General features: G+C 57.2%; 32 protein-coding genes. 25 read left to right on the forward strand and 7 right to left on the reverse strand.

Annotation, left to right across the window (positions count from 1 at the left end; genetic code table 11):
- Positions 1-10: 10 nt before the first annotated feature.
- From ACQKPC_RS03060 to ACQKPC_RS03105, 10 genes are all read left to right on the forward strand, one after another.
- A complete protein-coding gene (locus ACQKPC_RS03060) occupies positions 11-430 on the forward strand; it encodes an SMI1/KNR4 family protein (protein ID WP_427623061.1) in 420 nt (139 codons plus the stop codon).
- Between the two features lie 449 nt (positions 431-879).
- Positions 880-1,944: a hypothetical protein gene (locus ACQKPC_RS03065; protein WP_427623062.1), complete on the forward strand. Its 1,065-nt coding sequence runs from the start codon at positions 880-882 to the stop codon at positions 1,942-1,944.
- Between the two features lie 50 nt (positions 1,945-1,994).
- Positions 1,995-2,150, forward strand: a complete 156-nt coding sequence (locus tag ACQKPC_RS03070; RefSeq protein ID WP_427623063.1) for a hypothetical protein — start codon at positions 1,995-1,997, stop codon at positions 2,148-2,150.
- A complete protein-coding gene (locus tag ACQKPC_RS03075; RefSeq protein ID WP_427623064.1) occupies positions 2,147-2,392 on the forward strand; it encodes an Imm74 family immunity protein in 246 nt (81 codons plus the stop codon). Before ACQKPC_RS03070 ends, ACQKPC_RS03075 begins: the two co-directional genes overlap by 4 nt.
- Positions 2,393-2,669: 277 nt before the next feature.
- Entirely contained in the window at positions 2,670-3,131 is a 462-nt protein-coding gene (locus tag ACQKPC_RS03080) for an SMI1/KNR4 family protein (protein ID WP_427623065.1), read from the forward strand.
- Positions 3,132-3,501: 370 nt separating this feature from the next.
- Complete coding sequence (locus ACQKPC_RS03085; protein ID WP_427623066.1) at positions 3,502-3,909, forward strand: hypothetical protein; 408 nt, start codon at positions 3,502-3,504, stop codon at positions 3,907-3,909.
- 257 nt (positions 3,910-4,166) lie between these two features.
- On the forward strand, positions 4,167-4,616 hold the full coding sequence (locus ACQKPC_RS03090; RefSeq protein ID WP_427623067.1) for an SMI1/KNR4 family protein: 450 nt from the start codon (positions 4,167-4,169) through the stop codon (positions 4,614-4,616).
- A 101-nt stretch (positions 4,617-4,717) separates the two neighbouring features.
- A complete protein-coding gene (locus ACQKPC_RS03095; protein WP_427623068.1) occupies positions 4,718-4,846 on the forward strand; it encodes an HNH endonuclease in 129 nt (42 codons plus the stop codon).
- A 2-nt stretch (positions 4,847-4,848) separates the two neighbouring features.
- Positions 4,849-5,220: a hypothetical protein gene (locus ACQKPC_RS03100; RefSeq protein WP_427623069.1), complete on the forward strand. Its 372-nt coding sequence runs from the start codon at positions 4,849-4,851 to the stop codon at positions 5,218-5,220.
- A 781-nt stretch (positions 5,221-6,001) separates the two neighbouring features.
- Complete coding sequence (locus ACQKPC_RS03105; protein ID WP_427623070.1) at positions 6,002-6,361, forward strand: DUF6124 family protein; 360 nt, start codon at positions 6,002-6,004, stop codon at positions 6,359-6,361.
- A 272-nt stretch (positions 6,362-6,633) separates the two neighbouring features.
- Here the strand turns inward: ACQKPC_RS03105 and ppnN are convergent, their stop codons facing one another.
- Positions 6,634-8,007, reverse strand: a complete 1,374-nt coding sequence (gene ppnN / locus ACQKPC_RS03110) for a nucleotide 5'-monophosphate nucleosidase PpnN (RefSeq protein WP_008075186.1) — start codon at positions 8,005-8,007, stop codon at positions 6,634-6,636.
- A 228-nt stretch (positions 8,008-8,235) separates the two neighbouring features.
- Between ppnN and ACQKPC_RS03115 the strand changes: the two genes are divergently transcribed.
- Positions 8,236-8,763: a DUF3087 family protein gene (locus tag ACQKPC_RS03115; protein WP_427623071.1), complete on the forward strand. Its 528-nt coding sequence runs from the start codon at positions 8,236-8,238 to the stop codon at positions 8,761-8,763.
- Positions 8,764-8,913: 150 nt separating this feature from the next.
- On the forward strand, positions 8,914-10,491 hold the full coding sequence (locus ACQKPC_RS03120; RefSeq protein ID WP_427623072.1) for a sensor domain-containing diguanylate cyclase: 1,578 nt from the start codon (positions 8,914-8,916) through the stop codon (positions 10,489-10,491).
- Positions 10,492-10,506: 15 nt separating this feature from the next.
- On the opposite strand, the gene ACQKPC_RS03125 is transcribed toward ACQKPC_RS03120, so the two are convergent.
- Both ACQKPC_RS03125 and dapA read right to left on the reverse strand, forming a co-directional pair.
- A complete protein-coding gene (locus tag ACQKPC_RS03125) occupies positions 10,507-10,893 on the reverse strand; it encodes a DUF2784 domain-containing protein (RefSeq protein ID WP_427623073.1) in 387 nt (128 codons plus the stop codon).
- Positions 10,894-10,953: 60 nt separating this feature from the next.
- Positions 10,954-11,829, reverse strand: a complete 876-nt coding sequence (gene dapA / locus ACQKPC_RS03130; RefSeq protein WP_427623074.1) for a 4-hydroxy-tetrahydrodipicolinate synthase — start codon at positions 11,827-11,829, stop codon at positions 10,954-10,956.
- A 393-nt stretch (positions 11,830-12,222) separates the two neighbouring features.
- Between dapA and ACQKPC_RS03135 the strand changes: the two genes are divergently transcribed.
- The 3 genes from ACQKPC_RS03135 to ACQKPC_RS03145 are packed head-to-tail and all read left to right on the forward strand — an operon-like array spanning position 12,223 to position 13,451.
- Complete coding sequence (locus tag ACQKPC_RS03135; protein ID WP_427623075.1) at positions 12,223-12,921, forward strand: AzlC family ABC transporter permease; 699 nt, start codon at positions 12,223-12,225, stop codon at positions 12,919-12,921.
- Entirely contained in the window at positions 12,921-13,232 is a 312-nt protein-coding gene (locus ACQKPC_RS03140; RefSeq protein ID WP_427623214.1) for an AzlD domain-containing protein, read from the forward strand. Before ACQKPC_RS03135 ends, ACQKPC_RS03140 begins: the two co-directional genes overlap by 1 nt.
- Positions 13,233-13,292: 60 nt before the next feature.
- A complete protein-coding gene (locus ACQKPC_RS03145) occupies positions 13,293-13,451 on the forward strand; it encodes a hypothetical protein (protein WP_007895518.1) in 159 nt (52 codons plus the stop codon).
- A 184-nt stretch (positions 13,452-13,635) separates the two neighbouring features.
- Here ACQKPC_RS03145 and ACQKPC_RS03150 read toward each other — a convergent pair whose 3' ends face one another.
- From ACQKPC_RS03150 to ACQKPC_RS03160, 3 genes are all read right to left on the reverse strand, one after another.
- Entirely contained in the window at positions 13,636-14,349 is a 714-nt protein-coding gene (locus ACQKPC_RS03150; protein ID WP_427623076.1) for an ABC transporter ATP-binding protein, read from the reverse strand.
- 3 nt (positions 14,350-14,352) lie between these two features.
- Entirely contained in the window at positions 14,353-15,189 is an 837-nt protein-coding gene (locus tag ACQKPC_RS03155) for an ABC transporter permease (RefSeq protein WP_427623077.1), read from the reverse strand.
- Between the two features lie 144 nt (positions 15,190-15,333).
- A complete protein-coding gene (locus ACQKPC_RS03160; RefSeq protein WP_427623078.1) occupies positions 15,334-16,320 on the reverse strand; it encodes an aliphatic sulfonate ABC transporter substrate-binding protein in 987 nt (328 codons plus the stop codon).
- Between the two features lie 296 nt (positions 16,321-16,616).
- Here ACQKPC_RS03160 and ACQKPC_RS03165 point away from each other — a divergent pair, with 296 nt between their 5' ends.
- The 3 genes from ACQKPC_RS03165 (at position 16,617) to ACQKPC_RS03175 (ending at position 19,019) form a co-directional block, all read left to right on the forward strand.
- A complete protein-coding gene (locus ACQKPC_RS03165; RefSeq protein WP_427623079.1) occupies positions 16,617-17,564 on the forward strand; it encodes an ABC transporter substrate-binding protein in 948 nt (315 codons plus the stop codon).
- Between the two features lie 169 nt (positions 17,565-17,733).
- Complete coding sequence (locus tag ACQKPC_RS03170; protein WP_427623080.1) at positions 17,734-18,633, forward strand: polysaccharide deacetylase family protein; 900 nt, start codon at positions 17,734-17,736, stop codon at positions 18,631-18,633.
- A gap of 134 nt (positions 18,634-18,767) precedes the next feature.
- The gene (locus tag ACQKPC_RS03175; RefSeq protein ID WP_063340259.1) at positions 18,768-19,019 is read left to right on the forward strand and encodes a DUF1652 domain-containing protein; all 252 of its coding nucleotides are present in this window, start codon (positions 18,768-18,770) and stop codon (positions 19,017-19,019) included.
- A gap of 39 nt (positions 19,020-19,058) precedes the next feature.
- On the opposite strand, the gene ACQKPC_RS03180 is transcribed toward ACQKPC_RS03175, so the two are convergent.
- On the reverse strand, positions 19,059-19,961 hold the full coding sequence (locus ACQKPC_RS03180) for a LysR family transcriptional regulator (RefSeq protein WP_427623081.1): 903 nt from the start codon (positions 19,959-19,961) through the stop codon (positions 19,059-19,061).
- A gap of 145 nt (positions 19,962-20,106) precedes the next feature.
- On the opposite strand from ACQKPC_RS03180, the gene ACQKPC_RS03185 reads away from it, so the two are divergent.
- The 7 genes from ACQKPC_RS03185 to benC all read left to right on the forward strand — a co-directional run bounded on the left by ACQKPC_RS03185 (position 20,107) and on the right by benC (position 26,752).
- On the forward strand, positions 20,107-21,267 hold the full coding sequence (locus ACQKPC_RS03185; protein WP_427623082.1) for a muconate cycloisomerase family protein: 1,161 nt from the start codon (positions 20,107-20,109) through the stop codon (positions 21,265-21,267).
- Positions 21,268-21,277: 10 nt separating this feature from the next.
- Positions 21,278-21,568: a muconolactone Delta-isomerase gene (gene catC, locus ACQKPC_RS03190; protein ID WP_007895545.1), complete on the forward strand. Its 291-nt coding sequence runs from the start codon at positions 21,278-21,280 to the stop codon at positions 21,566-21,568.
- Between the two features lie 51 nt (positions 21,569-21,619).
- Positions 21,620-22,549 carry a catechol 1,2-dioxygenase gene (catA, locus tag ACQKPC_RS03195; protein ID WP_007895548.1) on the forward strand — a complete coding sequence of 310 codons (930 nt, stop codon included), beginning with the start codon at positions 21,620-21,622 and terminating at the stop codon, positions 22,547-22,549.
- A gap of 118 nt (positions 22,550-22,667) precedes the next feature.
- A complete protein-coding gene (locus ACQKPC_RS03200) occupies positions 22,668-23,627 on the forward strand; it encodes an AraC family transcriptional regulator (RefSeq protein ID WP_427623083.1) in 960 nt (319 codons plus the stop codon).
- 251 nt (positions 23,628-23,878) lie between these two features.
- Complete coding sequence (gene benA, locus ACQKPC_RS03205; RefSeq protein WP_008072149.1) at positions 23,879-25,243, forward strand: benzoate 1,2-dioxygenase large subunit; 1,365 nt, start codon at positions 23,879-23,881, stop codon at positions 25,241-25,243.
- Positions 25,240-25,728: a benzoate 1,2-dioxygenase small subunit gene (benB, locus tag ACQKPC_RS03210; RefSeq protein ID WP_007895555.1), complete on the forward strand. Its 489-nt coding sequence runs from the start codon at positions 25,240-25,242 to the stop codon at positions 25,726-25,728. Before benA ends, benB begins: the two co-directional genes overlap by 4 nt.
- Before the next feature lie 10 nt (positions 25,729-25,738).
- Positions 25,739-26,752, forward strand: coding sequence for a benzoate 1,2-dioxygenase electron transfer component BenC (gene benC, locus ACQKPC_RS03215; protein ID WP_427623084.1), 1,014 nt, complete (start codon positions 25,739-25,741; stop codon positions 26,750-26,752).
- Positions 26,753-26,928 lie beyond the last annotated feature (176 nt).

The raw sequence follows: 26,928 nt of genomic DNA on the forward strand, positions 1-26,928 counted from the left end.
AGGTGTTGCGATGATTGTTGATATTCACTCAGCTATTGCCGAGCTTAAAAGCGTCAGGATGAGTTTGCCTGTGCGGCAGGAGCTGCCAGACGAAAGTCTCCTAAATTCCTATGAAAGAGAGCTAGGGGTGACCATTTCTGATGAGTATAGAGTTTTTCTTAAGGAGGCCAGTGATAGTGTTTTTAATGGGAAAGATGCACTAAGAGTTACTTCTGCACAAAGTCATCCTAGAGAGCTTTTACATGCCGCAAGAGAGGCTTGGAGCGCCGGAGTCCCTAAAACATGGCTTCCATTTTGTGAGGATAATGGAAACTACTACTGTATATCGGACGAAGGAGATATCAGGTTTTGGGCGCACGATGGTACCTCATCAGAAAGTTGGCCAACTCTAGGTGCTTGGATTAAGGCTGTCTGGATTGATGAACAGTGAAAGGATAGATACTTACAGGTAGAGCTAGCAGGCTTTCCGGAGAGGTACGTTAAATGAGCAGCGCCATTCGAAAGAGGAATAGGGGGCAGACCACGATTTTTGATGAGTTAGAAAAAACCGTCTGTCCCTACTGCTACTGCTATTTCCCGCCTATCCGATGGTTCTGCCGTTTTTTTCTGGGCTCTTCGCGAGCAAGCCCATCCACCACAAAACCCAAAGTCAGACCAATAAACAGGCGATGTTTAATCGACATCTCCAGATACTCACGGAAAAGGGGACGGACTTATTTGTTTGCTTCGGGCGTAGTGGTCAGAAAATAAATCTGTCCCCTTTGTTCACTGAAGAAACAGGCCGACAGTCTGGCGAAGGAAGCCGGACTCAGCCCTGCAGAAGCGGAAAGACGCCTGGCCAAAGCGCTGGTTTATTACACCGACAAAGACTGGAACGGTGTGCTGAGCGGCCAAGGTGCTGCGCCCGATGCCATGACGGTCAAACACTTGGGCATCGCGCTTTCACCGCTGGGTGCCACGTACGCACCCGCAGCAGCGACGGATATTCCGGCAATCGGTCCCGCGAAAACCTACACCCCCACCGAAACCGCCGCGTTAATTGCCAACTACAGCAGCACCCATGCGACGCAGTACGCGGACAAATCCATCAACGTCGTCAACCTGCAGGGCTTCTACGCGGGCGATCTCAGTGGTGAATACGCCAACTTCTACCGCAAGAACCTGGCGGTCAGCCCGGGCCTGACAGATTGGGGCACGGTAACCGGCAGCACCCAAGGTGCGGGGAAGGCATTGTCGGAGGCAGCGGGTTCGGCGTGGGCCTTGCTGAGCAATCCGGCGCAAGGCAGCGAACAAATCGCCAATGGCCTGGTAGGGCTGACCAAGCACCCGGTCGACTCGTTGATGAGTAGCGTCGAGGCGAGCCAAACCAAAGCGGCATTGGCAACCCTGTACGACATGCAAGGTAACACCACCGCCAGCGCCGCGATCCGTGCGCAAAGCGACGTTGAATTTGCGTTGAACTTCCTTCCGGTGAACCGGGTTAAGACGCTGGCGAAGTTGGGGGCGGGTAGTACGGTCATTAAAGCCGCTGACAACGTTGTACTTCCAGCGGGGTATCGTGAGGGTAGCTCAGCAGGAGCGGCGTTTAACGAGACGGGTGCATTGCCGGATGGCTATCGTCGGGTCGTTAATACCAGGACCGGTAATACTGAAGTCGTCGGCTCTGATGGCATCTTTTATTACGAAACCGCCGAGGGTGGACTGAGGCCAAAGGCTGGGGGTAATCTGGCGGAGTTGGTGGCGGCTGAGGCGAAGATTGCGGGTGCAAAAGGCGTATCGACTAATCCAAATGAGGCGTTTTTCTGGTCTGGTCGAACTGATGGGGTTGGTGGTGCAGATATAGCCCAGCAGATTGCTACGCAACAAGGAGGAACAACCCTTGAAGCATTGATGGCCGTGGTATACAAATGCCAGCATGGGACGCTACAAATCCAGTCGTTGTGAAGGCATGGCAAGACATCTCTGCTCAGTATGCAAATGGAGTTTCTGGGACCGTGCGTGCAGTAATCGGACAGAGTTTACGTCCCGGAAACGTGTGGGAAACAGCAGAGTTGCCTGCGTTGATGAAAAATCCTAACGTAGATAAAATTATTACTATCGATCCTGTAACAATGGGCGAGAAAGTTATTTATGTGAGGGGTGAGCAGTGATTCTTGAAGTCTCTCGAGGTCATATCAAAGTAAAAATTGGAGATAGAACGGCGACCGCTCAAGGCGAGATGTTCTTTCCTGGTAACGATAAAATGGGCTTTGTGGTGTATAGAAACTCCATGAGGTTTTGGGACGTGCCTAACCAACATCAGATTATGACTTCCGAGGATATCGATACGGTTATCTCTGATATTCAGGCCGATTTTTTCAGGGGAGGGCATACCTTAGAGATTGAGAATTAAAAAGGTGCAAAAGATGGAGGTGCGAGTGGGCTCAGTGGTGGTAAACCATCTGTGGTGGATGATCCATATAGCCCGAGCGCTGTTACTGAGCGTTCTAAAGTAAGGGGAATAGGGAAGGGAAAGGGGACGGGAAAGGGGACGGATTTATTTGTTTGCTTCGGGCGTAGTGGTCAGAAAATAAATCTGTCCCCTTTGTTTCTTGTATTGATAGGGCAGCTTTTGATAAGTGGAAGGTGCAGTACTGGCAGCGACGATCTGCAGATTTTAGGAGTTGGGAATGAGCCAAATTACGGCGCATCAAATTGAGGATTTAGTATCACTGCATCCTGATATCGTGTGCTTTGGTAGTGAGGTCGATCACGTGGGTGACGACTGGATTAAGAAGGCGGAGCAGAGGCTAGGGCTAGAACTGCCAGGGTCGTACAAGTGGTTTTTAAAGACGTATGCGGGTGGGGAAATTGGTACTGAAGAAATTTACAGTATCTATGGCGTGGACTTTGAGAGTGTCAATGGGGGAGATATTGTCTATCAACATATTGTGGGCACAAAAAATAATCTGGTAGATGAAAAAAAGCTTGTGATTAGCGGAACTGACATGGGGGAAGTCTTTTTCTTTGACTATTCAAGGTTTAAAGATGGTGAGTGCCCCGTGAGTCTTCGGCTTCCATCTGGCGAGAATGTTAATTACGCTTCAGATTTTTATGAATTTTTATATAAACGAATTTCTGCTCATATTTGATAGATATCCTCATCCTACACCGGCCCCGTGCCGGTGTTGTGTTATCTACTTACTGCAAAACAGCCCTTCCTTCACTGCTCGCTTTAGTCGTGGCCTGAGCGATATCTGTGCAACGAATTTTTGTTGGCTCTTAGGTAGCCGGTCAATGGCTTCCAATTGCTGCTGCCATTTCGGAGCGAGTCCACGCTTACGCACGGTGAGGAAAAGGGGGCGGATTTATTTGTTTGCTTCGGGCGTAGCGTTCAGAAAATAAATCTGTCTCCTTTTTTTAGCATTCAGAGTTGGCGAGTTTCTATTCAAAAGTATTTACCGAGGCAGGCGTCGAAAACTTTAAGTTTTTAATCACTCCGGCGACTAAGTGAGGCGTGTAATGAGTAGTGATCGGGAAGTGTTGGAACAAATTCTTGGCGGAACAATTGAGCAGCGTGGGCAACGTGCGCTGCCAGGCTTAAGACCTGTTGAGGGGGTGGAGTTTGTTTACTACGAAGACGATGGGAAGAGTAAAGCCAAGAAACAATTTAACGCCATCTTGGATTCTGCAGGTTCAATAAGGGCAACTAGCGGTGGCGTTGTGTCCGACAGTTGCAAAATTTATATGCCGGATGGCCATCTATTTCATGTGTTGTCTTACCATGGAGATATAGAAGGTTGGCGGGAGGCAGTTGAGTCAGGAGCAAAGGCTCGTGGCCTGCTTCTTGCCCGAATTGAAGGTGATCAATTTGCCATCTCCGATGGCCGCTCGATCCCTCTGTCAGAGTGCAAAATAGAGTTCTCTTGAACCCTGGCAACCTTCAACACCGGCCTCGTGCCGGTGTTGTTTTATCTGCCGAACTGTTGATTCTTTTCTGCTATTCGGCAGCTACCGAACTGCTACTTATCCGCTCTCAACTGGTATCAGGAAAAGGGGATGGATTTATTTTTTTTGCTTCGGGCGCATGGTCAGAAAATAAATCCCCTTATGTCACGAGGTGTAGAACATCAGGGAGGCATTAATAGAGCGCAAGGTTCAGCAGAAAAATTATTTGGTAGATAACTATGAAAAATGCAGTAGAAATGCGAAAGCTTATAGGCGCAATAACATCCGCTGAGCTTTATGAAGGGGGTTATGGTGACTGTATATCTAATGTTGATGCCATACTGAACGGCGTTGACGATTCGGACCGAAGAGGTGTGCCTACTGATTATCTGGAATTTCTTGCGGACTTTGGATTCGGTGAGCTAGACGCTGCGTTTTATGTAAATGATGGTCCAGTAAAGTATTCTTCTATGTCTGGTAGAGAAGTAGATGGGTATGAGGGTGTGTATGTATTTGCTGGTAACTCAAGTGATGTGCTATATGCTTTTGATTCCAGGGATAATTGGTCGGTAGTGGAGATTAGCTCTGAAGCTGATGGGTTTAAAGTGTTGTCGGTGGATTTTTCTAGTTTTATGTTGGATAAGCTTAAGTATGTTAAGGGGCTAGTCGATTGGCGTGCAGAAAACTGAGCGTCGAAAAATTTTAAGAATGGCGGATAAGGGGACGGATTTATTTGTTTGCTTCGGGCGTAGTGGTCAGAAAATAAATCTGTCCCCTTATTTTGATTGAAATGGGCGCTAGGAAAATTGATGGTTACACATGGCATCACCATCAGGATAACGGCCGAATGCAATTGATTCCTGAGATGGTACATAAAAAGACGGGGCATATCGGTGGCGAAGCTATAGGAGGAATGTAATTATGTTGAATTTCGAGCGCTATAACGACGAGTTGATGGGGTTCGTACTTGTCTGTCTATTTTGTGAGGCTATCAGTAAAACTGAGTTCCAAATCTGGTGCGCTCAGAGTGCCACCTTAGAAAACGCGCCATATTTTCTGTATGACCTAATGGAGTTTGATGATGAAATTTTTAAAATCTATCAGATCATCGGTAGGGTACCTTATTGGGAACATAGTGATGATGAAGAGTATGCGCTGTATGGCATAGCTGTTCGTCGCGGGATGAAGCCTTACGATATGCCTTTGTCTCTAGAGGAGGCTTTGAAAAAATTAGAGGCAGCCCCCACGACAGAGCAAGCGTTTCGTCAGGCGTTTAGTTTTATTGAACTGTAGTTTTGGGGGAGTAGGGAATAAAGGAAAAGGGGGGCGGATTTGGGGCGGATTTATTTGTTTTCTTCGGGCGTAGTGGTCAGAAAATAAATCTGTCCCTGAGGGATCCCCACAAATCTACCCCAGCACCTGTGCCTGTTGATGTACCTCGTCTCGCAATGTGCGATCAAGTCTCTCCAAGGTTTCCCGAGAGTTTGAGCCGCGTCCGCAACGCCAGTATTCCAAGCCCAGTCGCCACAAGACGGCACTGGAAGGGAAAGGGGACGAATTTACTTATCCGGTGGTTTGACCGAAAGTTGGAGGGTGTTTTTTTCGGGTCTCTTCGCGAGCAAGCCCGCTCCCACATTGGATTTCGGGCGTACACAAATAATGTGTTCACCGAAAATCCCCTGTGGGAGCGGGCTTGTTCGCGAAGGGGCCGGCCCATCCAACACAAAACCCACAGTCAGACCAATAAACAGGCGATGTTTAATCGACATCTCCAGACACTCACTCCGACTACACAGCCTTGCGCCGTTGCCTACGACTACGCCAGAATCCGCCGGCTTGTGCGCCTTGAGGCCGGGCTCTATCGTTTCCGGGTCGCTGACGAATCAGCGATCGGGTTTAGCAGCCCGGGTCATCTCTAGACGTACAACGTTAACCGTTCATGTTATGGCGGCTTTGCGTGGGGCACTTCGGTGCGCCGGGTTCTAGAGTCCTGGTCTGCTAACCCGCGTACAGCCGCCACCTCTTTTTCGTTTAGCAGCGATTTGTAGCGGCTCCATAACTCTAGGAGCGTCATATGTTCAAACCAACACCAAATCCACCGGAAACCGATCCAACCTCCCCGTACGAATCCCTCGATTCCAAAAAACTCCACGAAGCCGCCGACCGCGCCCTCGACCACTACCTCAAACCACCCATCCCCAAAGCCATCCAGCGCAAACCCAGCACCATTTACCATGTGGGTGCGAAGGTCGATAACGAAACCCTGCTGGTCAACGCCTGCGAATCCCTGGCGTCAGCGAGCATGATGCTCAGTGAGTTCGCCGGATTGATGGATATGCCACATCGCAATGTGATGTTGGGGATTCAATCGGTGGTCATGCTCGGAGAGCTGGCGGTGAACCGGGTGCTGGATAACCTCGATCCACGAGGTTAGCGAGGATGATCGTTCCCATGCTCTGCGTGGGAATGCAGCCCGGGACGCTCCGCGTCCCTTCCAGAGCCGAACGCAGAGCGTCCGTTGAGGCATTCCCACGCAGAGCGTGGGAACGATCAAAACCCCGCAGCACGCGGGGTTTCTTGTCAAAGTGTGGGAGCGGGCTTGCTCGCGAAAGCTGCTTAACATTCAACAGAGATGTCGACTGTTACGCCGCCTTCGCGAGCAAGCCCGTTCCCACAGGGGTGATGTCAAAGCTCACATCAATATTGCTACGCCACCACCTGATAACACGGCACATATTCCGCGCCGCCCGGCAGTTTCATCCGGTGCTGGGCGACGAAGGCTTTGAGCAGTTTGTCCAGCGGCTGCATCACCGCCGCATCGCCACGAATCTGGTACGGCCCGTGTTCTTCGATCAGGCGAATGCCCTTGTCCTTGACGTTGCCGGCGACGATGCCGGAGAACGCGCGGCGCAGGTTGGCGGCCAGTTCGTGGGAGGGCAGGTTGCGGCTCAGTTGCAGGTTGGCCATGTTGGCGTGGGTCGGGTCGAAGGGGCGCTGGAAGCCTTCGTCGATCTTCAGCAGCCAGTTGAAATGGAACGCGTCATTGCGCTCGCGGCGGAACTGTTTGACCTCTTTGAGGCCTTGAGTCATTTGCCGCGCCACTTCAGCCGGGTCGTCGATGATGATCTCGTAGTGCTGCTGCGCGGCTTCACCGAGGGTGGCACCGACGAAGGCGTGCAACTGCTCCAGATACGGCGCGGCGCTTTTCGGCCCGGTGAGGACCACGGGGAAGGGCAGGCTTTCATTGTCCGGGTGCATCAGGATGCCGAGCAGGTACAGGAACTCTTCGGCCGTGCCTGCACCGCCCGGGAAAATGATGATGCCGTGGCCGACACGGACGAACGCTTCCAGACGTTTTTCGATGTCCGGCAGGATCACCAGTTCGTTGACGATCGGGTTCGGCGCTTCGGCGGCGATGATCCCGGGTTCGGTCAAGCCGAGGTAGCGGCCACCGTGGATGCGCTGTTTGGCGTGGGCGATGGTCGCGCCTTTCATCGGGCCTTTCATCACGCCCGGGCCGCAACCGGTGCAGATGTCCAGGCTGCGCAGGCCGAGCTCGTGGCCGACTTTCTTGGTGTATTTGTATTCTTCGGTGTTGATCGAGTGGCCGCCCCAGCACACCACGATTTTCGGTTCGACGCCGGGGCGCAGGGTGCGGGCGTTGCGCAGCAGGTGGAAGACGTAGTCGCTGATGCCCTGGGAGGTGCTCAGGTCGATGCTCAAGGCGTCGAGTTCGTTTTCGGTGTAGACGATGTCGCGCAGGGCGCTGAAGAGCATTTCACGGGTGCTGGCGATCATTTCGCCATCGACGAAAGCGTCGGCCGGGGCGTTCAGCAGTTCCAGGCGTACGCCACGGTCTTGCTGGTGAATGCGGATTTCGAAGTCTTTGTAGGCTTCCAGAATGGTCTTGGCGTTATCGACGTGAGCGCCGGTATTGAGGATGGCCAGGGCGCACTGGCGGAAAAGGGTGTAGGTGAGGCCGGTTCCGGCTTCGCTCAGTTGCTGTACTTCACGTTGGGACAGTGTTTCCAGGCTGCCTTTAGGGCTGACCGAGGCGTTGATTACATGTCGTTGGGTCATTCAATGATCCTTAAAACGATGTCACTCGCCGGCAGGCGCATGGCATCCGAATAGTGTGTATCCATGGAGAAGATGGCACGAACTGCGCTGTATCGCCATGTTCCCCCGTTTGACGATGAAAAGATGAAAAGGAGCCCCAGCATAGCTAAATCCTTCGGGGAGGCGATAATGCCCCGCAGTCTTTTTGCTACAGAGCCTTCTACCATTGATGCAAGGAACCCCGTCGCGATGTTCGAAATCCAGCCAATGAATGCCGAAACCTATCGACGCCAGACGCGGCGCAGCACGGTGATCATCGCCCTGATGTTCCTGGCGCTGGCGATGGTGCTGTCCACGGCGGCGGTGGCGCTGTTCGGTGAGCCCGGCGGCGACAATCTGCGTTTCAACGTGGGCGGCGTGTTTGCCGCATTATTGCTGATGGCGGCGCTGATGCGCGGCAAGTTCTGGACCCAGGAATGGATGGCGCCAGCGGTTTACGGTTGGCAGCTCAAGCGCAGCCTGATGAGCATCACCAACGTCATGCACCAGGTCACGGTGGCAGTGGAGAAGGGCGATCCGAGCGCCATGAAGCTGCTGCGTTTTTATCATCTGGGACTGAGCCAGATGCACCAGTTGGACGGCAACTCCAGCGACCATAGCCAGCTGACCCGTGAAATGGACCAGCACAAGGCGCGGATGGAAGCGCTGGGCATTGAGACCGAACAGACGCAATTGAATCCGGCCTGGCTTGAGGCGGTGAAACAGACGCAGATGTAGCCTTGCGATTGTTGGCGATGAGCATTTTCGCGCAAATCACCTATCGTATTCGTTGATGAGTCATAGTGGTCTGAGCGCCAGCCACGGCTGACTGGCGCTAAAAGGGCGAACGGGAAAATTCGCCATGTCATAAGGGATTAAGGGAGCGTCATGGGGCATCCGTCCGTCAAAGATCGTATCGAAAGCACCCGACTCGCCACGCCTTGGTTACCCGGGCAGGTTGAGTCGAAACTCAAGGTTCGATACGCAGTCTTCCTGCTCGTTGCGGTGTGCCTGTCCATGACGGCCATCGTGATCGGTGAAGGCTGGAATGCGCGCCAGTACCATTTGCGCGGCAGCGAAGTGGAGATGTCCAACCTGGCGCAAATCCTTGCCTCGCAGGCGCAGGCATCGATCAAGCAGGCCGACACGCTGCTGTTTGCCTTGGTGGATCGCCTCGAAATCGACGGCATGGAACCGGCGAAAATGCCCAGACTGCAACGCTTGCTCCACGCCCAGCGCAGTGAGCTGGCGCAGATCCATGGGTTATTCGTATTTGACGAAGAAGGACGCTGGCTCGCCAACGCCATTAACGTCATACCGCCCAATGCCAATAATTCCGACCGTGAATATTTCATCTACCACCGTGATCATCCCGACCGCGGTCCTCATATCGGTCCGGCGATAAAAAGCCGCTCGACCGGTGAGTGGATCATGACCGTGTCACGCCGGATCAATCACGCCGATGGCCGGTTTGCCGGCGTGGTGGTGGCCTCGATCTATCTCAACCATTTCCTGGACCTGTACAACAGCATCGACATGGGCAGTAACGGGGTGGTCAATTTGATCGCCGACGACGCCACCATCGTCGTTCGCCGACCGTTCAAGGAAACCGATATCGGCACCAGCGTCGCCAAGGGGCCGCTGTTTACCCAACTGTTGCCCAAGGGCGATTCCGGTACGGCAATCGTCAGATCCTACGTGGACGGGGTGGAGCGGGTGGTGGGGTTTCGGCGGGTGGAGGGTTATCCGCTTATCGTTTTTGCCGCGCTCGACAAAAAAGAAGTCCTGGCCAGCTGGGTGCAGGAGTCAATGCTCAGTGCGGGGATCGTCTCATTGCTGCTGGGGTTTCTGGGCGTTCTCGGCTATCGCCTGATCCGTGTCATGAAGCAGCAGAATAATATTCAGAACGAATTGCTGGAGGCTCAGGAAAAACTCATTGAGGTCAACCATAGCCTCAAGTTGCTGGCTCTGGAGGATGCACTGACCGGCCTTTCCAACCGGCGTCAATTCGACCTGTTCATCCTGGCGGAAATGGGCCGTGCCAGACGTACCCACACCAGCCTTGCGTTGCTGATGATCGATGTCGATCATTTCAAGAGTTTCAATGATCATTACGGTCATTTGGCGGGCGATGAGTGTTTGCGCAAGATCAGCACCGTCATCACCGACAACATCCAGCGCCCCGGCGATCTTGCTGCCCGCTTCGGTGGTGAGGAGTTTACGGTGGTGCTGCCCGGCACCGATTATGTGGGGGCGTTTCTGGTGGCGGAAAAGATCCGTCGCGCGGTTCAGCAAATCGACATCAAGCATAGCGGCAGCCCCGAAGGCCTCGTCACGGTCAGCCTGGGGGTCTGTGCCTACAACCAGACGGCGCAGAGCCAGCCCGAAGATTTGATCGGCGCCGCAGACAAGGCGCTGTATGTGGCCAAGGCCAGTGGCCGGAACATGAGCGTCATTGCCAACTGAACTCAACCAGAGCGGTTATTGCCCTGAATGAGTCGGATGTCGCCGCTTCCATAAGCGCATCAGCCGCAGGTAGATCAGCACGTTGATCGCCAGCACCACGCTGCCCAACCCTAGCTGAATCGTGGGGGTCAGCCCGGCCGGATAAATAATCGGCCACACGTAATGTTCAATAAAACCGCCGCCATAACCGGTTTGCCCGGCCGCGTGGCGCATGAGGTTTTCCCATTCGGTCAGTGGGCACGTCAGGTGGAAAACTTCCACGGTCACGCCCCACGCGGCGGCGGGCAGGTGCCACCAGGCCAAGTGGTGCCATTTGAGCACCAGCAACCCGCCGAACAGCACGAACAGAATGAACAGCAAGTGAGACAGCACCAGCCCGTCGGCGGCGATTCGGTAAAGCATGTCGATTCCCTGACGCGTTATGTGAATCGCTCCATGGTACTCGGGCTGGGCGCGTGTGCTCTATCGATTGCTGTTTTCCAGCACTGCCAATACTTCCTTCAAACGCACCGCCGTGGCTTCACTGCTGCGTTGCATCGGCGATCGCAGCTCGTCGCGGATCAACCCTTCAAGGGCCAGGGCGGTTTTCACCGGGGCCGGATTGGGCTCGATGAACAGGCTGTGAATCAGTGGCAGCAACTGGAAGAAGGTTGCTCGACCGACCGCTAACTGGTTGTCGCGGATCTGTTGATACAGCGTCACGAACAACTCGGGATGAACATGGGCCGAGGCGGCAATCGCGCCTGTGGCACCCAGGCATAACGCGCCGAAGATCTGGTGGTCTTCGCCGCACAGCACATCGACTTTGCCGCTGGAGAGCAGCGCAAGAGTGGTGGCTGGATTGCCGCCGCAGTCCTTGATTGCGACGATCCGCTCGTGGGCGACGATCCGGAGCAGGGTCGCCTGTTCGAAGGCGATGCCGGTGCGATAGGGGATGTCGTAGAGAATCACCGGGACGCTGGACGCATTGGCGACGGTCTTGAAAAAAGCTTCGAGGCCGGCCTGGGAAGGGCGGATGTAGTACGGCGGTGGAACCAGTAAACCCGCCAAGGGACGTTTGAGGATTTCGCTTTGAAATTGCAGCAACTCGGCAAGGTTGTTGCCGGCCAGGCCCATCACCACACGTTCTGGCGGAACCTGTTCCAGCACCGCATCGAGCACCGCCAGTTGCTCATGTTTGCCCAGCGCCGCGGCTTCCCCGGTGGTGCCGCAGACCACAATGCCATCGACGCCTTTTTCCAGCAGATGACTGACCAGCCGCCGCAACCCGGCGAAGTCAATCGCGCCATCGTGAAACGGTGTAACGATGGGAACCCAGATACCTTGAAACGATGACATGCACTTTCTCCTGAAGGTTGACCGATTTCGTCACCGTCAGAAGCGTAGAAGGAAGTCAGCAAGAAGGAGGGAGTATCCGCCGCGCTCAATGTCCTGTCAGCTCATCTGACGGGACAGCGCGCCCCGGTCACATGAGCGACTGTTTCTTCGATTTAAGGGCGTGCGCAACGCAACCTTGCGCCTTGGCATTCAAGCCAATGACGACAGTGTTGAGGTTGAAGGTTGCGGACATGGTTGCTTACACCCTGAATGAGGTGCTCAGTTTTAAAAGTCGGCGCGATGTTTGTCAATCTCGAAAATCAGCACCGGTCGCTTGCAAGTGCGCAAGATTGTTCAAGCCATCCACCGCGACTGCTGGCACAGTCTGGGGTCTTTCCCTGGTTGTAGAGCGATATGTCCAATTCACTCATGCCGCGCAGTGCATTCCTTCGCGGTGCCGCGGCCATCATGCCGTTGTCCCTGGCGACCGCGCCTTGGGGGTTGCTGGCCGGTTCCATGGCCATCGAGGCCAACCTCACACCGCTGCAAGGCCAGGGGCTGTCGAGCATCGTGTTTGCCGGCGCGGCTCAATTGGTTGCCATCGGCATGCTCAAGGGTGGTGCCGGGGTCTTTTCGATCCTGTTGACCACGTTGTTGCTGACCTCCCAGCATTTGCTTTACGGGATGAGCATGCGCTCAGTGATTTCCCCGTTGCCGGGCCGCTGGCGTGTGGGGCTGGGCTTTTTGCTCACCGACGAGTTGTTCGCCCTGACCAGTCAGCATGACAAACAGCAGTTCAATCGTTGGTATGCCCTGGGCGTGGGCCTGACGTTCTACATCGCGTGGAACCTCTTCACCCTGGCGGGCATTGTGCTGGGCAGCAGCATTCCGGGCCTTGAACACCTGGGGCTGGACTTTTCCATCGCGGCGACCTTTATCGCCTTGATCACGCCAGTGGTGCGCAATGTTCCGACGGTGGTCTGCGTGGCGGTTTCACTGTTCTGTTCGGTGCTGTTCAGCTATTGGCAATGGGGCTCGGCCCTGGTGTTGTCGGGGTTGGCGGGCATGACCGGAGGCTTTATCTGCAACAAACTCTATGTGGGGCGCACATGATGATCTGGGCTGTGATTATCGGGATGGGCCTGCTGGTGTTCCTGAACCGCTACGTATTTCTCGAGCCTAGGCTGCCGGTGCGCTTGAGCAGCAATGCCCGGCAGTTCCTCGGTTTTGCGGTGCCGGGCATGCTCACGGCGATCTGCGGGCCGATCGTGTTCATGCCCGACAAACAGTTGAACCTGCAGTGGGACAACCCGTACCTGATCAGTTCGCTGGTGGCCGTGGGCCTGGTGCTTTACACCCGCAACACCTTGCTCAGCATGTTGTTGAGCATGGGGTTCTTCTTTTTGCTGCGGTGGTGGCTCTGAGTCGTCCCCGGAGAAACTGTTCTACGCTTAAAGGAGATCCCTTCAGGAAGAGAGGTGAGCATGGCCACTGAACCAAAGCGTCCGGACCCGGATGAGGACATCGATGAACCGACGGAGGAAGAGCTCGAGCAGCAGAGGCGTTCGACGCCGGACTGGAAGCATCCCGATGACGGTAAAGAACTGTCGGACCGCGACCAGGAGCGCCCGCTGAAGCCCTGACAGATCTGCACATGCCAAAAGCCCCGCCATAGATAGCGGGGCTTTTTAATTTTCGATGCCTGAAATGCAATCACCTGTGGGAGCGGGCTTGCTCGCGAATGCGGTGTGTCAGTCAATATCAATGCTGAATGGCACACCGCATTCGCGAGCAAGCCCGCTCCCACGGGTCAAGAGTGGGGCATTTTCAGATGACATGCGCCCGCTGCAACTCGGTCAATGACAACGCCTTCAGACGCGCCAGCAATGGATCGCGCCGGTCCCGCGGATGCGCCAGTTCCACCGCCAGTTCCTGACGAATGCTGCTGGGGCGGTTGTCCATCACCAGCACGCGATCGCTGAGGTACAGCGCTTCATCGACATCATGGGTCACCAGCAGCAGGGCGATGGCGTGGCGCCCGGCCAGTTGCAGCAACAGATCCTGGAGTTTCATCCGGGTGAAAGCGTCCACCGCGCTGAAGGGTTCGTCCAGCAGCAAAACCTGCGGCCGCGAGTAGAGGCCGCGGGCAATCGCGACCCGTTGCGCCATGCCGCCGGAGAGGGCTTTGGGCAGGGCCTGGGCGAAACCGTCGAGACCGACTTCTTCGATCAGTTGGGCGACCCAGGCCTTGTCGTAATTGCTGTCGGCGCTGAAACCGATGTTTTGCTCGACCGTCAGCCACGGCATCAGTCGCGGTTCCTGAAACACGAAGGCGACTTCGCCAGCGTTGTTGCGCAGTTCACCCTGAAAGTCTTTTTCCAGGCCGGCGACAATCCGCAGCAAGGTGCTTTTGCCGCAGCCGCTGGGGCCTAGCAGGCTGACGGTTTCCCGGGGCTGCAATTGCAGGTGGATGTTTTTCAGGACTGTGGTGGCGGCGAAGGTTTTGCGCTCGACGCGAATGTCCAGCAGGTGTTCGGTCATGGCTCAATCCCCTGTGCTTTGGCCGTTGAAGGTGTCGCGCCAGGCCAGGAAGCGTTTCTCACAGCCTGCGAGGATGCCGTCACTGAGTTTGCCCAGCAGTGCCAAGACGATGATCGCGGCGAGCACGATGTCCGGGCGTGAGGTTTCGCGCCCGTCACTGAGTAAATACCCCAGGCCTTTGGTCGCGGCGATCAGCTCGGCGGCCACCAGAAACATCCAGGCCAGGCTCATGCCGCTACGCAGGCCGGTGAACAGGCCGGGCAGGGCGGCGGGCAACAGAATCCTCCGCACCAATCGACGCCGGCTGAAGCCATACATCTGCCCGACTTCGACCAGTTTGCGATCGATGTTGCGAATCGCCGCGACGCCGTTGAGGTACACCGGAAAGAAAGCGCCAATGGCGATCAGGACGATTTTCGAGGTCTCGTCGATGCCCAGCCACAGCAGCAACAGCGGCACCCAGGCCAGGCTCGGGATTGAGCGCAGGCCGGCAAAGGTCGGCTCCAGCCAGGCTTCGGCTTCGCGGCTCAAACCGACCCACGCAGCGAACAGCAGCGCCAGACCGGCGCCAATGGCGAATCCGAGCAGCACCCGCAGCAGGCTAGCGCTGATGTGTTTCCACAGCGCGCCTTCGGCCAGGTCCCTCAAGGTCAGCGCGATTTCGCTCGGCGCGGGCATTTGGTAGGACGGCAGCCATCCAATGCGCACGACGAATTCCAGCACGAGGACGATCAGTATTGGCAGGGCCAGGCCCTTGAGGCGCAATTGCCAAGCGTTGCTGAAACGGCGCGGCGCGGGCAACGTCAGGCTGGCGGGCAGGTCTTTGCTGTTGCTGGTCATGGGGGCTCTCCAGTGACGGCTGATTTGAAGCAAGATCAAAAGATCGCAGCCTGCGGCAGCTCCTACATTGATCGGGCACAACCATGAATCCACGGTGTACGCCTCTCCCTGTAGGAGCTGCCGCAGGCTGCGATTTTTTGATCTTTATTGACGGGCCACGGTTTGTTTGAAGCCGGTATCGATCAGCTGATCGATCACTTGATCGACATTCACCCCACGGCGAACCAGTTCTTCGGAGACCAGAATCGGTGCGGCAGCCTTTGAGGCGATCACATCCCTGGCGCTCAGTTGCGGGCTGCTCAGGTCGGTGCGCGACAGTTGCAGTCGGGCCACTTCCAGCGGCAGACCGGACTCGGTGGCAAGCAACTTCGCCAGCTCGTCAGGGTTTTTCACCGCCCAGTCGCGAGCTTTTTCGTAAGCGCTCAGCACCGTTTCGATGGTTTTCGGATGCTCTTTGGCGTAGGTCTCGGTGACGCTGACCACGCCGTAACTGTTGAAGTGGGTGTTGCGGTACAGCAAGCGCGAACCGGCCTGGACTTCGCTCGCGGCCATGTGCGGATCCAGGCCGGCCCAAGCGTCGACGTCACCTTTCTCCAATGCGGTGCGACCGTCCGGGTGTTGCAAGTGCACCAGCTCCACATCGTCCTTGGTCAGGCCGGCCTGTTGCAGGCTGCGCAGGGTGAACAGGTACGGGTCGGTGCCTTTGGTCGCGGCGATTTTCTTGCCTTTGAGGTCGGCCACGGTTTTGTACGGTGAATCCTTGCGCACCACCAACGCCGTCCATTCGGCGCGGCTGTATACGTAAACCGATTTGATCGGACTGCCGTTGGCCCGGCTGAGCACGGCGGCGAGGCTGGCGGACGAGGCGAAGTCGACACCGCCGCTGTTGAGGTATTCCAGCGAGCGGTTGCTGCCCTGGCTCAGCACCCAGCTGACTTTGGTCTGTGGCAGGGCCTTTTCCAGAAAACCGAAGTGTTTGAGCACCAGGCTGACCGGCGAATAGTAGGCATAGTCCAGATGCACTTCGGCCGGTGGCGTTTCAGCCGCTTGGACGAAGGTCGGCAGGCATAGGGCCAGTGCGCAGGCGCTGAGCAGGTGCCTGACGTTGGGAAAACGGAAGATCGGTTTCATGGGACAGCTCCTGGCAAGGCGGCGAGATTCTTATTTCCGAAAAATCATTTTTCTTGAGTGCGTCCTGCGTTAAAGGAATATTGCAGGCTCTGTGCCATGTCCTGGAATTGCCGGTTTATCAGGGGTTGGAGGCGGATGATGGGGTATCAGGGTGCACCGGGGAAAACAGTCTGTTGAGTCACTGTTGCTGGGTAAACACCGACTGTTCCCGGTCATGAGCTTATGCATAAATAGAATTTAATCAGGCTTTTACAAGAGCGTTATGGTCTATAAAAATAGCCCTCCAGGAGCCCCTGATGAACCTGTCCCGATACTTGCGCGGTCTGTTGGCCTGCGCTTTGTTTGCCGCGCCTTTGAGCTACGGTGCCGAGCCCGTGGTGTTGCACGTCGGCGATCAGAACTACTACAACATTCGCGCCTCGGTGGAGGCTTCAGGTGTGCTGCAAGGAGCGCCCTATACTGTTGACTGGAAGCACTTCCAGGCCGCTGCGCCGCTGGCCGAAGCGCTGAATACCGGCGCGTTGGACCTGGGTTTTCTCGGTGATTCGGGGTTTCTGTTTCTGGCCGCCAAACAGGCACCAGTCAAGCTGATCGGCGTGTCGCGGCAGAACCCGGACACCATCGCCTTGTTGGTGCCCAAGGACTCGCCGGTGAAAACCATCGCCGACCTCAAGGGCAAGAAAGTCGCTTACTGGCCCGGCGCCTGGAGCCAGCAGCTGACCCTGCGCGCCCTGGAACAAGCCGATTTGCCGGATAACTACGTCGACTTCATCAAACTGATGCCAATCGACGCCGCTGCCGCGTTACCCCAAGGCAGCATCGACGCGTTTCCGGTCTGGGAACCCTACATTTCCCAGCAGATTCTGTTCTCCGGCGCCCGGCCGATTCTTACCGCCAAAAACCTGATGCCCGGCCTGAGCGCCATCGCCGCTTCGACGCCTTCGATCGACAGCAAACGTGAAGCCATTGCCGACTTCCTGGTGCGCCTTAAAAAGGCCCGGGCCTGGGTCGACACTCACACTGACGAGTACGCCGATCTCTGGGCGAAAAAGGCCAACCTTGATCAGAACGTATCGCGCCATTGGCTGCGCCAGGCGCACATGACTGTCGGCCCGGTGGATCAGCAGGCCGCGGCGGATCTGCAAAGCACCGCGGACTTCCTATTCAAGGTCAAGGCATTGCCGGCGGCCTTGGCGACGGCACCGATCATCGACAGCTCGTTCCAGCAGGCGCTGGCGCAATAACCGAAAATCGCAGGCATAACGCGAGTCCGGGAGCGGGCGCCGGAACCAAACACTGTGTACCCTTATCCAACCTCGGCTTGCAGCGATTTGCGGGCCGGTCGAGGGATGAATGGGCGAGGGGTTTTTGCCATTAAACGTGATGACTGCAAGGTCTGGTCCAAGGCAAAACATGAAGCAGCTGGTCAAGGTTCTCTCCGCGTTCTCCATCGCAGTCGGCTTGCTGGGCTGCATTGCTGCGCCCATTGAAATGACGCCGCAGACGCAACAGGGTCTGCGCGCACAAGCGCCGATCCGCTTTCTGCTGACCTTCGACGACGGGCCCAGCGCGTCGGGTTTTTACAACCCGACCGTCACCGTGCTCGACAGCCTCGCGCGCAATCCGCTGCAACCCGACATTAAAGCGGTGTTCTTCGTGCAGACCCGTGACTCACGCGCCGGCGGCAGTGAAGCGGGTCGACAGATCATGCGTCGCGAACACGCCGAAGGTCACCTGTTGGGCTTCCACACGGCCACGCGCCGGCACACCAACCATCGTTCTCTGGACCCGGAAGAACTGGAACAGTCACTCACTGATGGCAGCGCAGACATCGCCGCGATCAGCAAAACCACGCCGACCTTGGTGCGTCCGCCATTCTGGAACTATGACAAACGTACCTTTGCGGCCTATCAACAACATGGCATGCACGTATTGCTGACCGACCTGAGCGCCAATGACGGCAAGATCTGGGGCTTCAACGCCAGCCCCCGTCGGCGGGCCAATATGCTGCGGCAACTGTCCGAAGTCCGCGAGCGCATTGCCCTCGGCGAGTTGCCGACGGTGGACGGAGTGATTCCGGTGGTAGTGACCTTTCACGACCTGAATCGCTACACCGCCCGGCATACCCGGGAATACCTGCAAATCCTCCTCGACAGTGCCAGTGCCACCGGTCTGGTCACGGCGCAGAAAGCGTTTTACGACGACACGGCAGCGCTGCAGCGGGCGGCCATGGCGCGTACTGTCCGTGACAGTTCAGAAGCGGTTGAGTTGCCAGGCATCTGGAACTGGTTATGGGGCGCAGATACCCACTGATCGATGTCGGGCGATTAACTGTTCAAAGTGAGAAGTAGCTAACACTAATTGTTAGCGTTCGCTGGCGCGGGTTTATTGAAGTTGATCTACGCTGAGTGGATCCAATCGGAATACCGTCCCCGAGGGCGCTCGCCATGGTTCCAGTTACCCAGCTTTGCAGCATTGTGGAGTCCGGTTTCAAACCGCTGTCCTGCGAGTGCACCGTGAATCGCGATGAGACATTGCGGATCAAGGTCTTCGATCGCACTACCGGGCGGATTGAACTGTTGATCACCGGTGTATCGCCCGACGAATTGACCAGTGTCCGCGATATTTCCAATCTGATCGGCGAACTTCGCACAGAAATGCGCGCCGGGCGCCGAGCCTTCGCTGGTGTAATGGCCTAACGCACTCCTTGTAGGAGCTGCTACAGATTGCATTACGGCTCAGGCCTGTTTTTCAGGTCTGTCGCGCGGTAGCAGTTCATTGATCATCTGCAAACAATGATTCAACCCCGGCGATACATCGCCCACGCGCCTGCTGAGGATGATCGGCGAGGTCGCGTTGTCTTCCAGCACCGGGGTGAAGCCAATGTCGTCGCGGTGCAGCAACTGCACTGAGGCCGGCACCAACGTCACCCCGATTCCCGCACCCACCAGACCGATCGCTGTTTGCAGTTCATTGGTCCATTGCGCCACGTTGATATGCACGCCATAGGATTCGAATAACGCGATCACGTGGTCGGCGTAGCTGGGCCGCGGGTTGCCGGGGTAGAGCACGAAGGGTTCTTTTGCCAGGTCACGAAGGCTGATCGGTCCGGCCAGTAATGGATGGCCGGCAGGCAGGGCGGCGACCAGCCGGTCTTCAGTCAAAACAGTCTGGATGATCGCCGGGTCGTCGATGCGGATGCGCCCGAAGCCGATATCAATGCGCCCGGCCTTGAGCGCCTGCACCTGTTGCAACGTGGTCATTTCCGAGAGCCCCAACTCAAGCGCCAGCGGCTCACCGCTGCGCAATCGGCGAATCAGTTCCGGCAGCACGCCATAGAGTGTCGATGGTGCAAAGCCGATGCCCAGCCAGGTCTTTTCGCCCAAACCGATCCGCCGTGTGTTGTCGCACACCTTGGCCAACTGTTCGAGCAGGGCGGTGGAATGTTCATGGAAAAACCGCCCGGCGTCGGTCAGCTTCAGCGGTCGGCCGCGCTCCAGCAGCAGCACCCCGAGTTCGTCTTCCAGCTGCTGGATCTGCCGGCTCAGCGGCGGTTGGGCGATGTGCAGCAACTCGGCCGCGCGGGTGAAGTTGAGGGTTTGAGCCAACACCTGAAAATACCGCAGGTGACGCAGTTCCATGAGGCCTCCGGACGTCGGTCTGTTGAATACCTTTAAGCTGTTAAATACCTTTAAGGTATCGAGTCAGACCAATTCTATATTGGCCGCCCGGAAAAAGCCGTACCAGAATCCGTTCCAGAACTTTAAGAACCTGACGGGTATCGACATGCATGCAACTGCCATTGAATCGATCGAGACGATCATCGTCGATCTGCCGACCATCCGCCCGCACAAGCTGGCGATGCACACGATGCAAAACCAGACCTTGGTGATCATCCGCGTGCGCTGTGCCGACGGTATTGAAGGGATTGGTGAATCGACCACCATTGGCGGTCTGGCCTATGGCAACGAAAGCCCGGACAGCATCAAGACCAACATCGACAAACACTTCGCGCCATTGCTGATCGGCCAGGACAGCGGCAATGTGAATGCCGCAATGTTGCGCCTGGAGCGCAGCATTCGTGGCAACACCTTCGCCAAGTCAGGTATCGAAAGCGCCTTGCTCGACGCCCAAGGCAAGCGCCTGGGTCTGCCGGTCAGCGAGCTGCTGGGCGGTCGCGTTCGTGATGCGCTGCCGGTGGCGTGGACCCTGGCCAGCGGCGACACCGCCAAGGACATTGCCGAAGCGGAACAAATGCTCGACTTGCGCCGCCATCGGATCTTCAAGCTGAAAATCGGCGCAGGCGAGGTCAACCGCGACCTGGCCCACGTCATTGCGATCAAAAAGGCGCTGGGCGATCGCGCCAGCGTGCGGGTTGATGTCAATCAGGCCTGGGACGAAGCGATTGCCCTGCGGGCCTGCCGGATCCTCGGAACCAACGGCATCGACCTGATCGAACAACCGATCTCGCGCAATAACCGCGCCGGCATGGTGCGCCTGAATACCGTGAGCCCGGCGCCGATCATGGCCGATGAATCCATCGAATGCGTGGAAGATGCTTTCAACCTGGCGCGTGAGGGCGCGGCTTCGGTATTCGCCCTGAAAATCGCCAAGAACGGCGGCCCACGCGCCGTGCTGCGAACCGCCGCGATTGCCGAGGCGGCCGGTATTGGCCTGTACGGCGGCACCATGCTCGAAGGCGGTATCGGCACGCTGGCCTCGGCCCATGCCTTCGTCACGCTGAACACACTAGGCTGGGACACCGAGCTGTTCGGCCCGCTGCTGCTCACCGAAGACATTCTCAGCGAGCCATTGGTCTACCGCGATTTCCAACTGCACGTCCCGCAAACACCGGGGCTGGGCCTGAGCCTGGATGAAGAGCGCCTGGCGTTTTTCCGTCGGGACAAAGTATCCAGGACCATATCCACTGCCGTTCATCAAGCCTGAGGAGGGCATCATGCTGTTTCACGTAAAAATGACGGTGAATTTACCGGTCGACATGAACCCGGAACGCGCTGCTCAGCTCAAGGCCGACGAAAAAGCCCTGGCCCAGCGCCTGCAAGAGCAAGGCAAGTGGCGTCATCTATGGCGCATCGCCGGGCTTTATGCCAATTACAGCGTGTTCGATGTCGACAGCGTTCAGGAACTGCATGACCTGCTGATGCAATTGCCGCTGTACCCGTACATGGCGATCGAAGTCACCGCGATGTGCCGGCATCCTTCTTCCATTCGCGAGGATGACCGCTGAACCCAGCCTGTTCAGTTCGCTACGCTAATAATTACAAGATGAGGAACCACCATGAACGTCAAGATTTCCCACACTGCCAGTGCCCAGAAGTTTCTCGAAGACGCCAGCGGTCTGCATAACGAAGCCGGCGATCCGCGGGTCAAGGCGCTGATTTACCGGATCCTGCGCGATTCGGTGAACATCATCGAAGACCTGGCCGTGACCCCGGAAGAGTTCTGGAAAGCCGTCAACTACCTCAACGTGCTGGGTGCGCGTCAAGAGGCCGGGTTGGTGGTGGCCGGGCTCGGTCTGGAGCATTATCTCGACCTGCTGATGGACGCCGAAGACGAGCAGGCCGGCAAGGCCGGCGGCACACCGCGGACCATCGAAGGGCCGCTGTATGTGGCGGGTGCGCCACTGTCGGAAGGTGAAGCGCGGCTGGACGATGGCGTCGATCCGGGTGTGGTGCTGTTCATGCAGGGCCAGGTGCGCAACACCGCCGGCGAACCGTTGGCTGGCGCGGTGGTGGATGTCTGGCACGCCAACACCGGCGGCACTTATTCGTACTTCGATACCACTCAATCGGAATTCAACCTGCGTCGTCGTATCGTCACCGATGCCGAGGGCCGGTACCGTTTTCGCAGCATCGTGCCGTCGGGCTATGGCTGCCCGCCGGACGGTCCGACCCAGCAATTGCTCGATCAACTGGGCCGTCATGGTCAGCGGCCGGCGCACATCCACTTCTTCATCTCCGCGCCGGATCATCGTCACCTGACCACCCAGATCAACCTCGACGGCGATCAATACCTGCATGACGATTTCGCCTATGCCACCCGTGATGAGTTGATTGCCAAGATCACCTTTAGCGACGATCCGCAGCGAGCGGCGGCTCATGGCGTGAGCGGGCGTTTTGCCGAAATCGATTTTGACTTCACGCTGCAGTCGTCTGCCCAGCCTGAGGAGCAGCAACGCCACGAACGGGTTCGCGCGCTCGAGGACTGACGCCACTGCGAGCTGATCCGGGCCACGAGATAACCGACCGTTTATCTCGTGGCCTTCTGCATCACAGCCAGTACCCTAGAATGTCGGCGCCACCGATAACAACAATGAGAGTGAACCGATGATGCAAGCGCAATTGTTGAGTCATCGCAGCAGAGTCTTCGACCATGCCGACCCCTACGCGGTGTCGGGCTACGTCAATCAGCATGTCGGTAACCATTGCCTCCGGATGCCCAGGGCCGGCCGGCCGCTGGCCAGCCTCGATCATCGCAAATTCGCCAGCCTCGACCTGTGCCGCATCAGTTACGGCGCCAGCGTGCGGGTTATGTCCCATGCGCTGGACAGCATCTATCACTTGCAAGTGTTGCTGCGGGGTAACTGCCTGTGGCGTGGCCATGGTCAGGAACATTACTTCGCTCCCGGCGAGTTGCTGCTGATCAACCCTGACGATCCAGTGGATCTGACCTATTCCAGTGATTGCGAAAAATTCATCCTGAAAGTCCCCTCGCGGCTGCTGGAGTCGGTGTGCGAAGAGCAGCGCTGGCGGTATCCGGGGCAGGGCGTGCGGTTCCTGGAGAACCGTTATCAGCTCAATGAGCTGGAAGGTTTCGTCGGTCTGCTGGCGATGATTTGCCAGGAGGCGGAAGCCACCGAACAGATTCCCAGGGTGCAGGAGCACTATGCGCAAATCGTGGTCAGCAAAATGCTTGGCTTGATGAAGACCAACGTCATGCGCACCGATCCCGGCTCACCCTCCGCCACGTTCGAGGCGCTGGTCGATTACATCGCGTGCAACCTCAAGCAAGACATCGACAGCGAAGAACTGGCGCGCCAGGCGCGAATGAGCCTGCGTTCGCTGTATGGGTTGTTCGAACGCAACGCGGGGGACACGCCGAAAAACTACATCCGGCAGAAAAAGCTCGAACGTATTCACGCCAACCTGAGCGACCCGACCTGCAACGTGCGCAACGTCACGGAAGTGGCCATGGATTACGGCTTTCTGCACCTGGGCCGGTTCTCCGACAGCTACCGCAAACAGTTCGGCGAATTGCCTTCCGACACCCTAAAGCGCCGCCATTGACCTCGTAAACGCCACCCCCACCGCTGTTTGATCGTTCCCACGCTCCCGCGTGGGAATGCCTCAACGGACGCTCCGCGTCCGCTTTTGGGACGCAGAGCGTCCCGCGCTGCATTCCCACGCAGAGCGTGGGAACGATCGGGCAAAAATCACTCTGCACAAAACGGATACAGGTCTGCACCCGGCGGATAGTCCGCCCCATCCCCTCGTCCTAGCATGGCCCTGCCTGAATAAAAACAATGGAGGCGGCGGCCATGTCCCTGCGACCCGAATACCTTCACTCCCTGCTTGAAGAAGACCCTGAGCAGGGCATCTATCGCTGCAAGCGCGAGATGTTCACCGATCCGCGGCTGTTCGACCTCGAGATGGAACACATCTTTGAAGGCAACTGGCTGTACCTCGCACATGAAAGCCAGATCCCCAACAACAACGATTTCTACACCACCACCATGGGGCGTCAGTCGATCTTCATCGCGCGCAACAAGGACGGTGAGTTGAATGCCTTTATCAATGCGTGCAGCCACCGTGGAGCGATGCTCTGCCGGCACAAGACCGGCAACAAGAGTTCGTACACCTGCCCATTCCACGGCTGGACCTTCAACAACTCCGGCAAGCTGCTCAAGGTCAAGGACCCGGCGGCGGCCGGCTACCCGGCGAGCTTCAATTGCGAAGGCTCCCACGACCTGACCAAAGTTGCGCGTTTCGAATCCTATCGCGGCTTCCTGTTCGGCAGCCTCAAGGCCGATGTCGTGCCGTTGGTCGAGCACTTGGGCGAGTCGGCGAAGATCATCGACATGATCGTCGATCAGTCCGCCGATGGCCTGGAAGTGCTGCGCGGTTCCTCCAGCTACATCTACGAAGGCAACTGGAAACTCACCGCCGAAAACGGTGCCGACGGCTATCACGTAAGCTCGGTGCACTGGAACTACGCCGCGACCCAGAACCAACGCAAACAGCGCGAGGCCGGTGATTGCAACCCGACCATGAGCGCCGGCACCTGGGCCAAGCAGGGCGGCGGTTTCTATTCCTTTGACAAGGGCCACATGCTGCTCTGGACCCGTTGGTCCAACCCCGAGGACCGTCCGTTGTACGAGCGTCGCGACGAGTTGGCCCGGGATTTCGGCAAGGCTCGCGCCGACTGGATGATCGAGAACTCGCGCAACCTGTGCCTGTACCCGAACGTGTACCTGATGGACCAGTTCAGCTCGCAGATCCGCATCGCCCGGCCGATCTCGGTCAACCGCACCGAAATCACCATTTACTGCATCGCCCCCAAAGGCGAAAGCGACCACGCCCGTTCGAGCCGGATTCGTCAGTACGAGGATTTCTTCAACGTCAGCGGCATGGCGACCCCGGACGATCTGGAAGAGTTTCGCTCCTGTCAGACGGGTTACCAGGGCAGCGTCACCACGTGGAACGACATGTCCCGTGGCGCCGAACATTGGGTCGAAGGCGCTGATGACGCGGCCAAGGAAATCGACCTGCATCCGCTGCTCAGCGGCGTGCGTACCGAAGACGAAGGCCTGTTCGTGTTGCAACACAAGTATTGGCAGCAAACGATGCTCAAGGCGTTGGCCGCGGAGCAGTCCGAACTGATTGCAGTGGAGGCCGTGCAATGACCATTACCTATGACGCTGTGCGCGATTTTCTCTACCGCGAAGCACGCTACCTCGACGACAAACAATGGGACGACTGGCTGGAGTTGTACGCGCCGGACGCGACATTCTGGATGCCGTCCTGGGACGACAACGACGAGCTGACTGAAGACCCGCAGCGGGAAATCTCGCTGATCTGGTACGGCAACCGCACCGGCCTGGAAGACCGCATCTTCCGCATCAAGACCGAGCGTTCCAGCGCCAGCGTGCCGGACACCCGCACCTCGCACAACCTCAGCAATATCGAGCTGCTCGAACAGGCCGACGGGCTATGCAAGGTGCGCTTCAACTGGCACACCCTGAGCTTTCGCTACAAGACCGTCGACAGCTATTTCGGCAGCAGCTTCTACACCCTGGATGTGCGCGGTGAGAACCCGTTGATCAAGGCCAAGAAAGTGATCCTGAAGAACGACTACGTTCGCCAGGTCATCGATGTCTACCACCTCTGAGGCGGCCGTCATGACTCATTCCATTGCATTCAATTTCGAAGATGGCGTCACCCGGTTCATCGACGCCAACGCCGGCGAAACCGTGGCCGATGCCGCGTATCGCCAAGGCATCAATATTCCACTGGACTGCCGCGACGGCGCCTGCGGAACCTGCAAGTGCTTCGCCGAGGCCGGCCGCTACGAATTGGGCGAGGACTACATCGAAGACGCCCTCAGCGCCGACGAAGCGCAACAGGGTTTTGTCCTGACCTGCCAAATGCGGGCGCAGAGCGATTGCGTGGTGCGGGTGCCGGTTTCATCGGATGTCTGCCGTACCCGTCAGGCCAGTTATGACGCGACCATCAGCGCCGTGCGGCAGTTGTCCGACAGCACCATCGCGCTGTCGATCAAGGGCGAAGCCCTGAGCAAACTGGCGTTTCTGCCGGGGCAGTATGTGAACCTCGGGGTGCCCGGCAGTGAGCAGACCCGCGCTTACTCGTTCAGCTCGTTGCAGCGCGACGGCGAAGTCAGTTTTCTGATTCGCAACGTGCCCGGTGGCTTGATGAGCAGTTTCCTCACCGGCATGGCCAAGGCCGGCGACAGCATGAGCCTGGCCGGACCGTTGGGCAGCTTCTATTTGCGCGACATCCGCCGTCCATTGTTGCTGCTGGCGGGTGGCACCGGTCTGGCGCCGTTTACCGCGATGCTGGAAAAAATCGCCGAACAGGGCAGCGAGCATCCACTGCATTTGATCTACGGCGTGACCAACGATTTCGACCTGGTGGAACTCGATCGACTCGAAACCTTCGCCGCACGAATTGCGAACTTCAGCTTCAGTGCCTGCGTGGCCAATCCCGACAGCCGGCACCCGCTCAAGGGTTACGTGACCCAACACATCGAGCCACGGCATTTGAACGATGGCGACGTCGACGTCTACCTGTGCGGCCCGCCGCCGATGGTCGAAGCGGTCAGCCAGTTCATCCGCGAGCAAGGCATTGCGCCTGCGAACTTTTACTACGAGAAATTTGCCGCCAGCGCGGCTTGATTCGTGCAGTTACGCGAGTGCGGCCCTACACCGATACCGTCCTCGGCAACGATTCAATGTGGGAGCGGGCTTGCTCGCGAAGAGGGCGGAAAATCCAACAGAGATCTCGACTGTGAGACCGCTTTCGCGAGCAAGCCCGCTCCCACAGGTCAGTGTTTTATCTGGTATGCCCTAAC

It is taken from the genome of Pseudomonas sp. NPDC089918 (assembly GCF_050280605.1).
In the GTDB taxonomy this organism is placed as follows: Bacteria; Pseudomonadota; Gammaproteobacteria; order Pseudomonadales; family Pseudomonadaceae; genus Aquipseudomonas.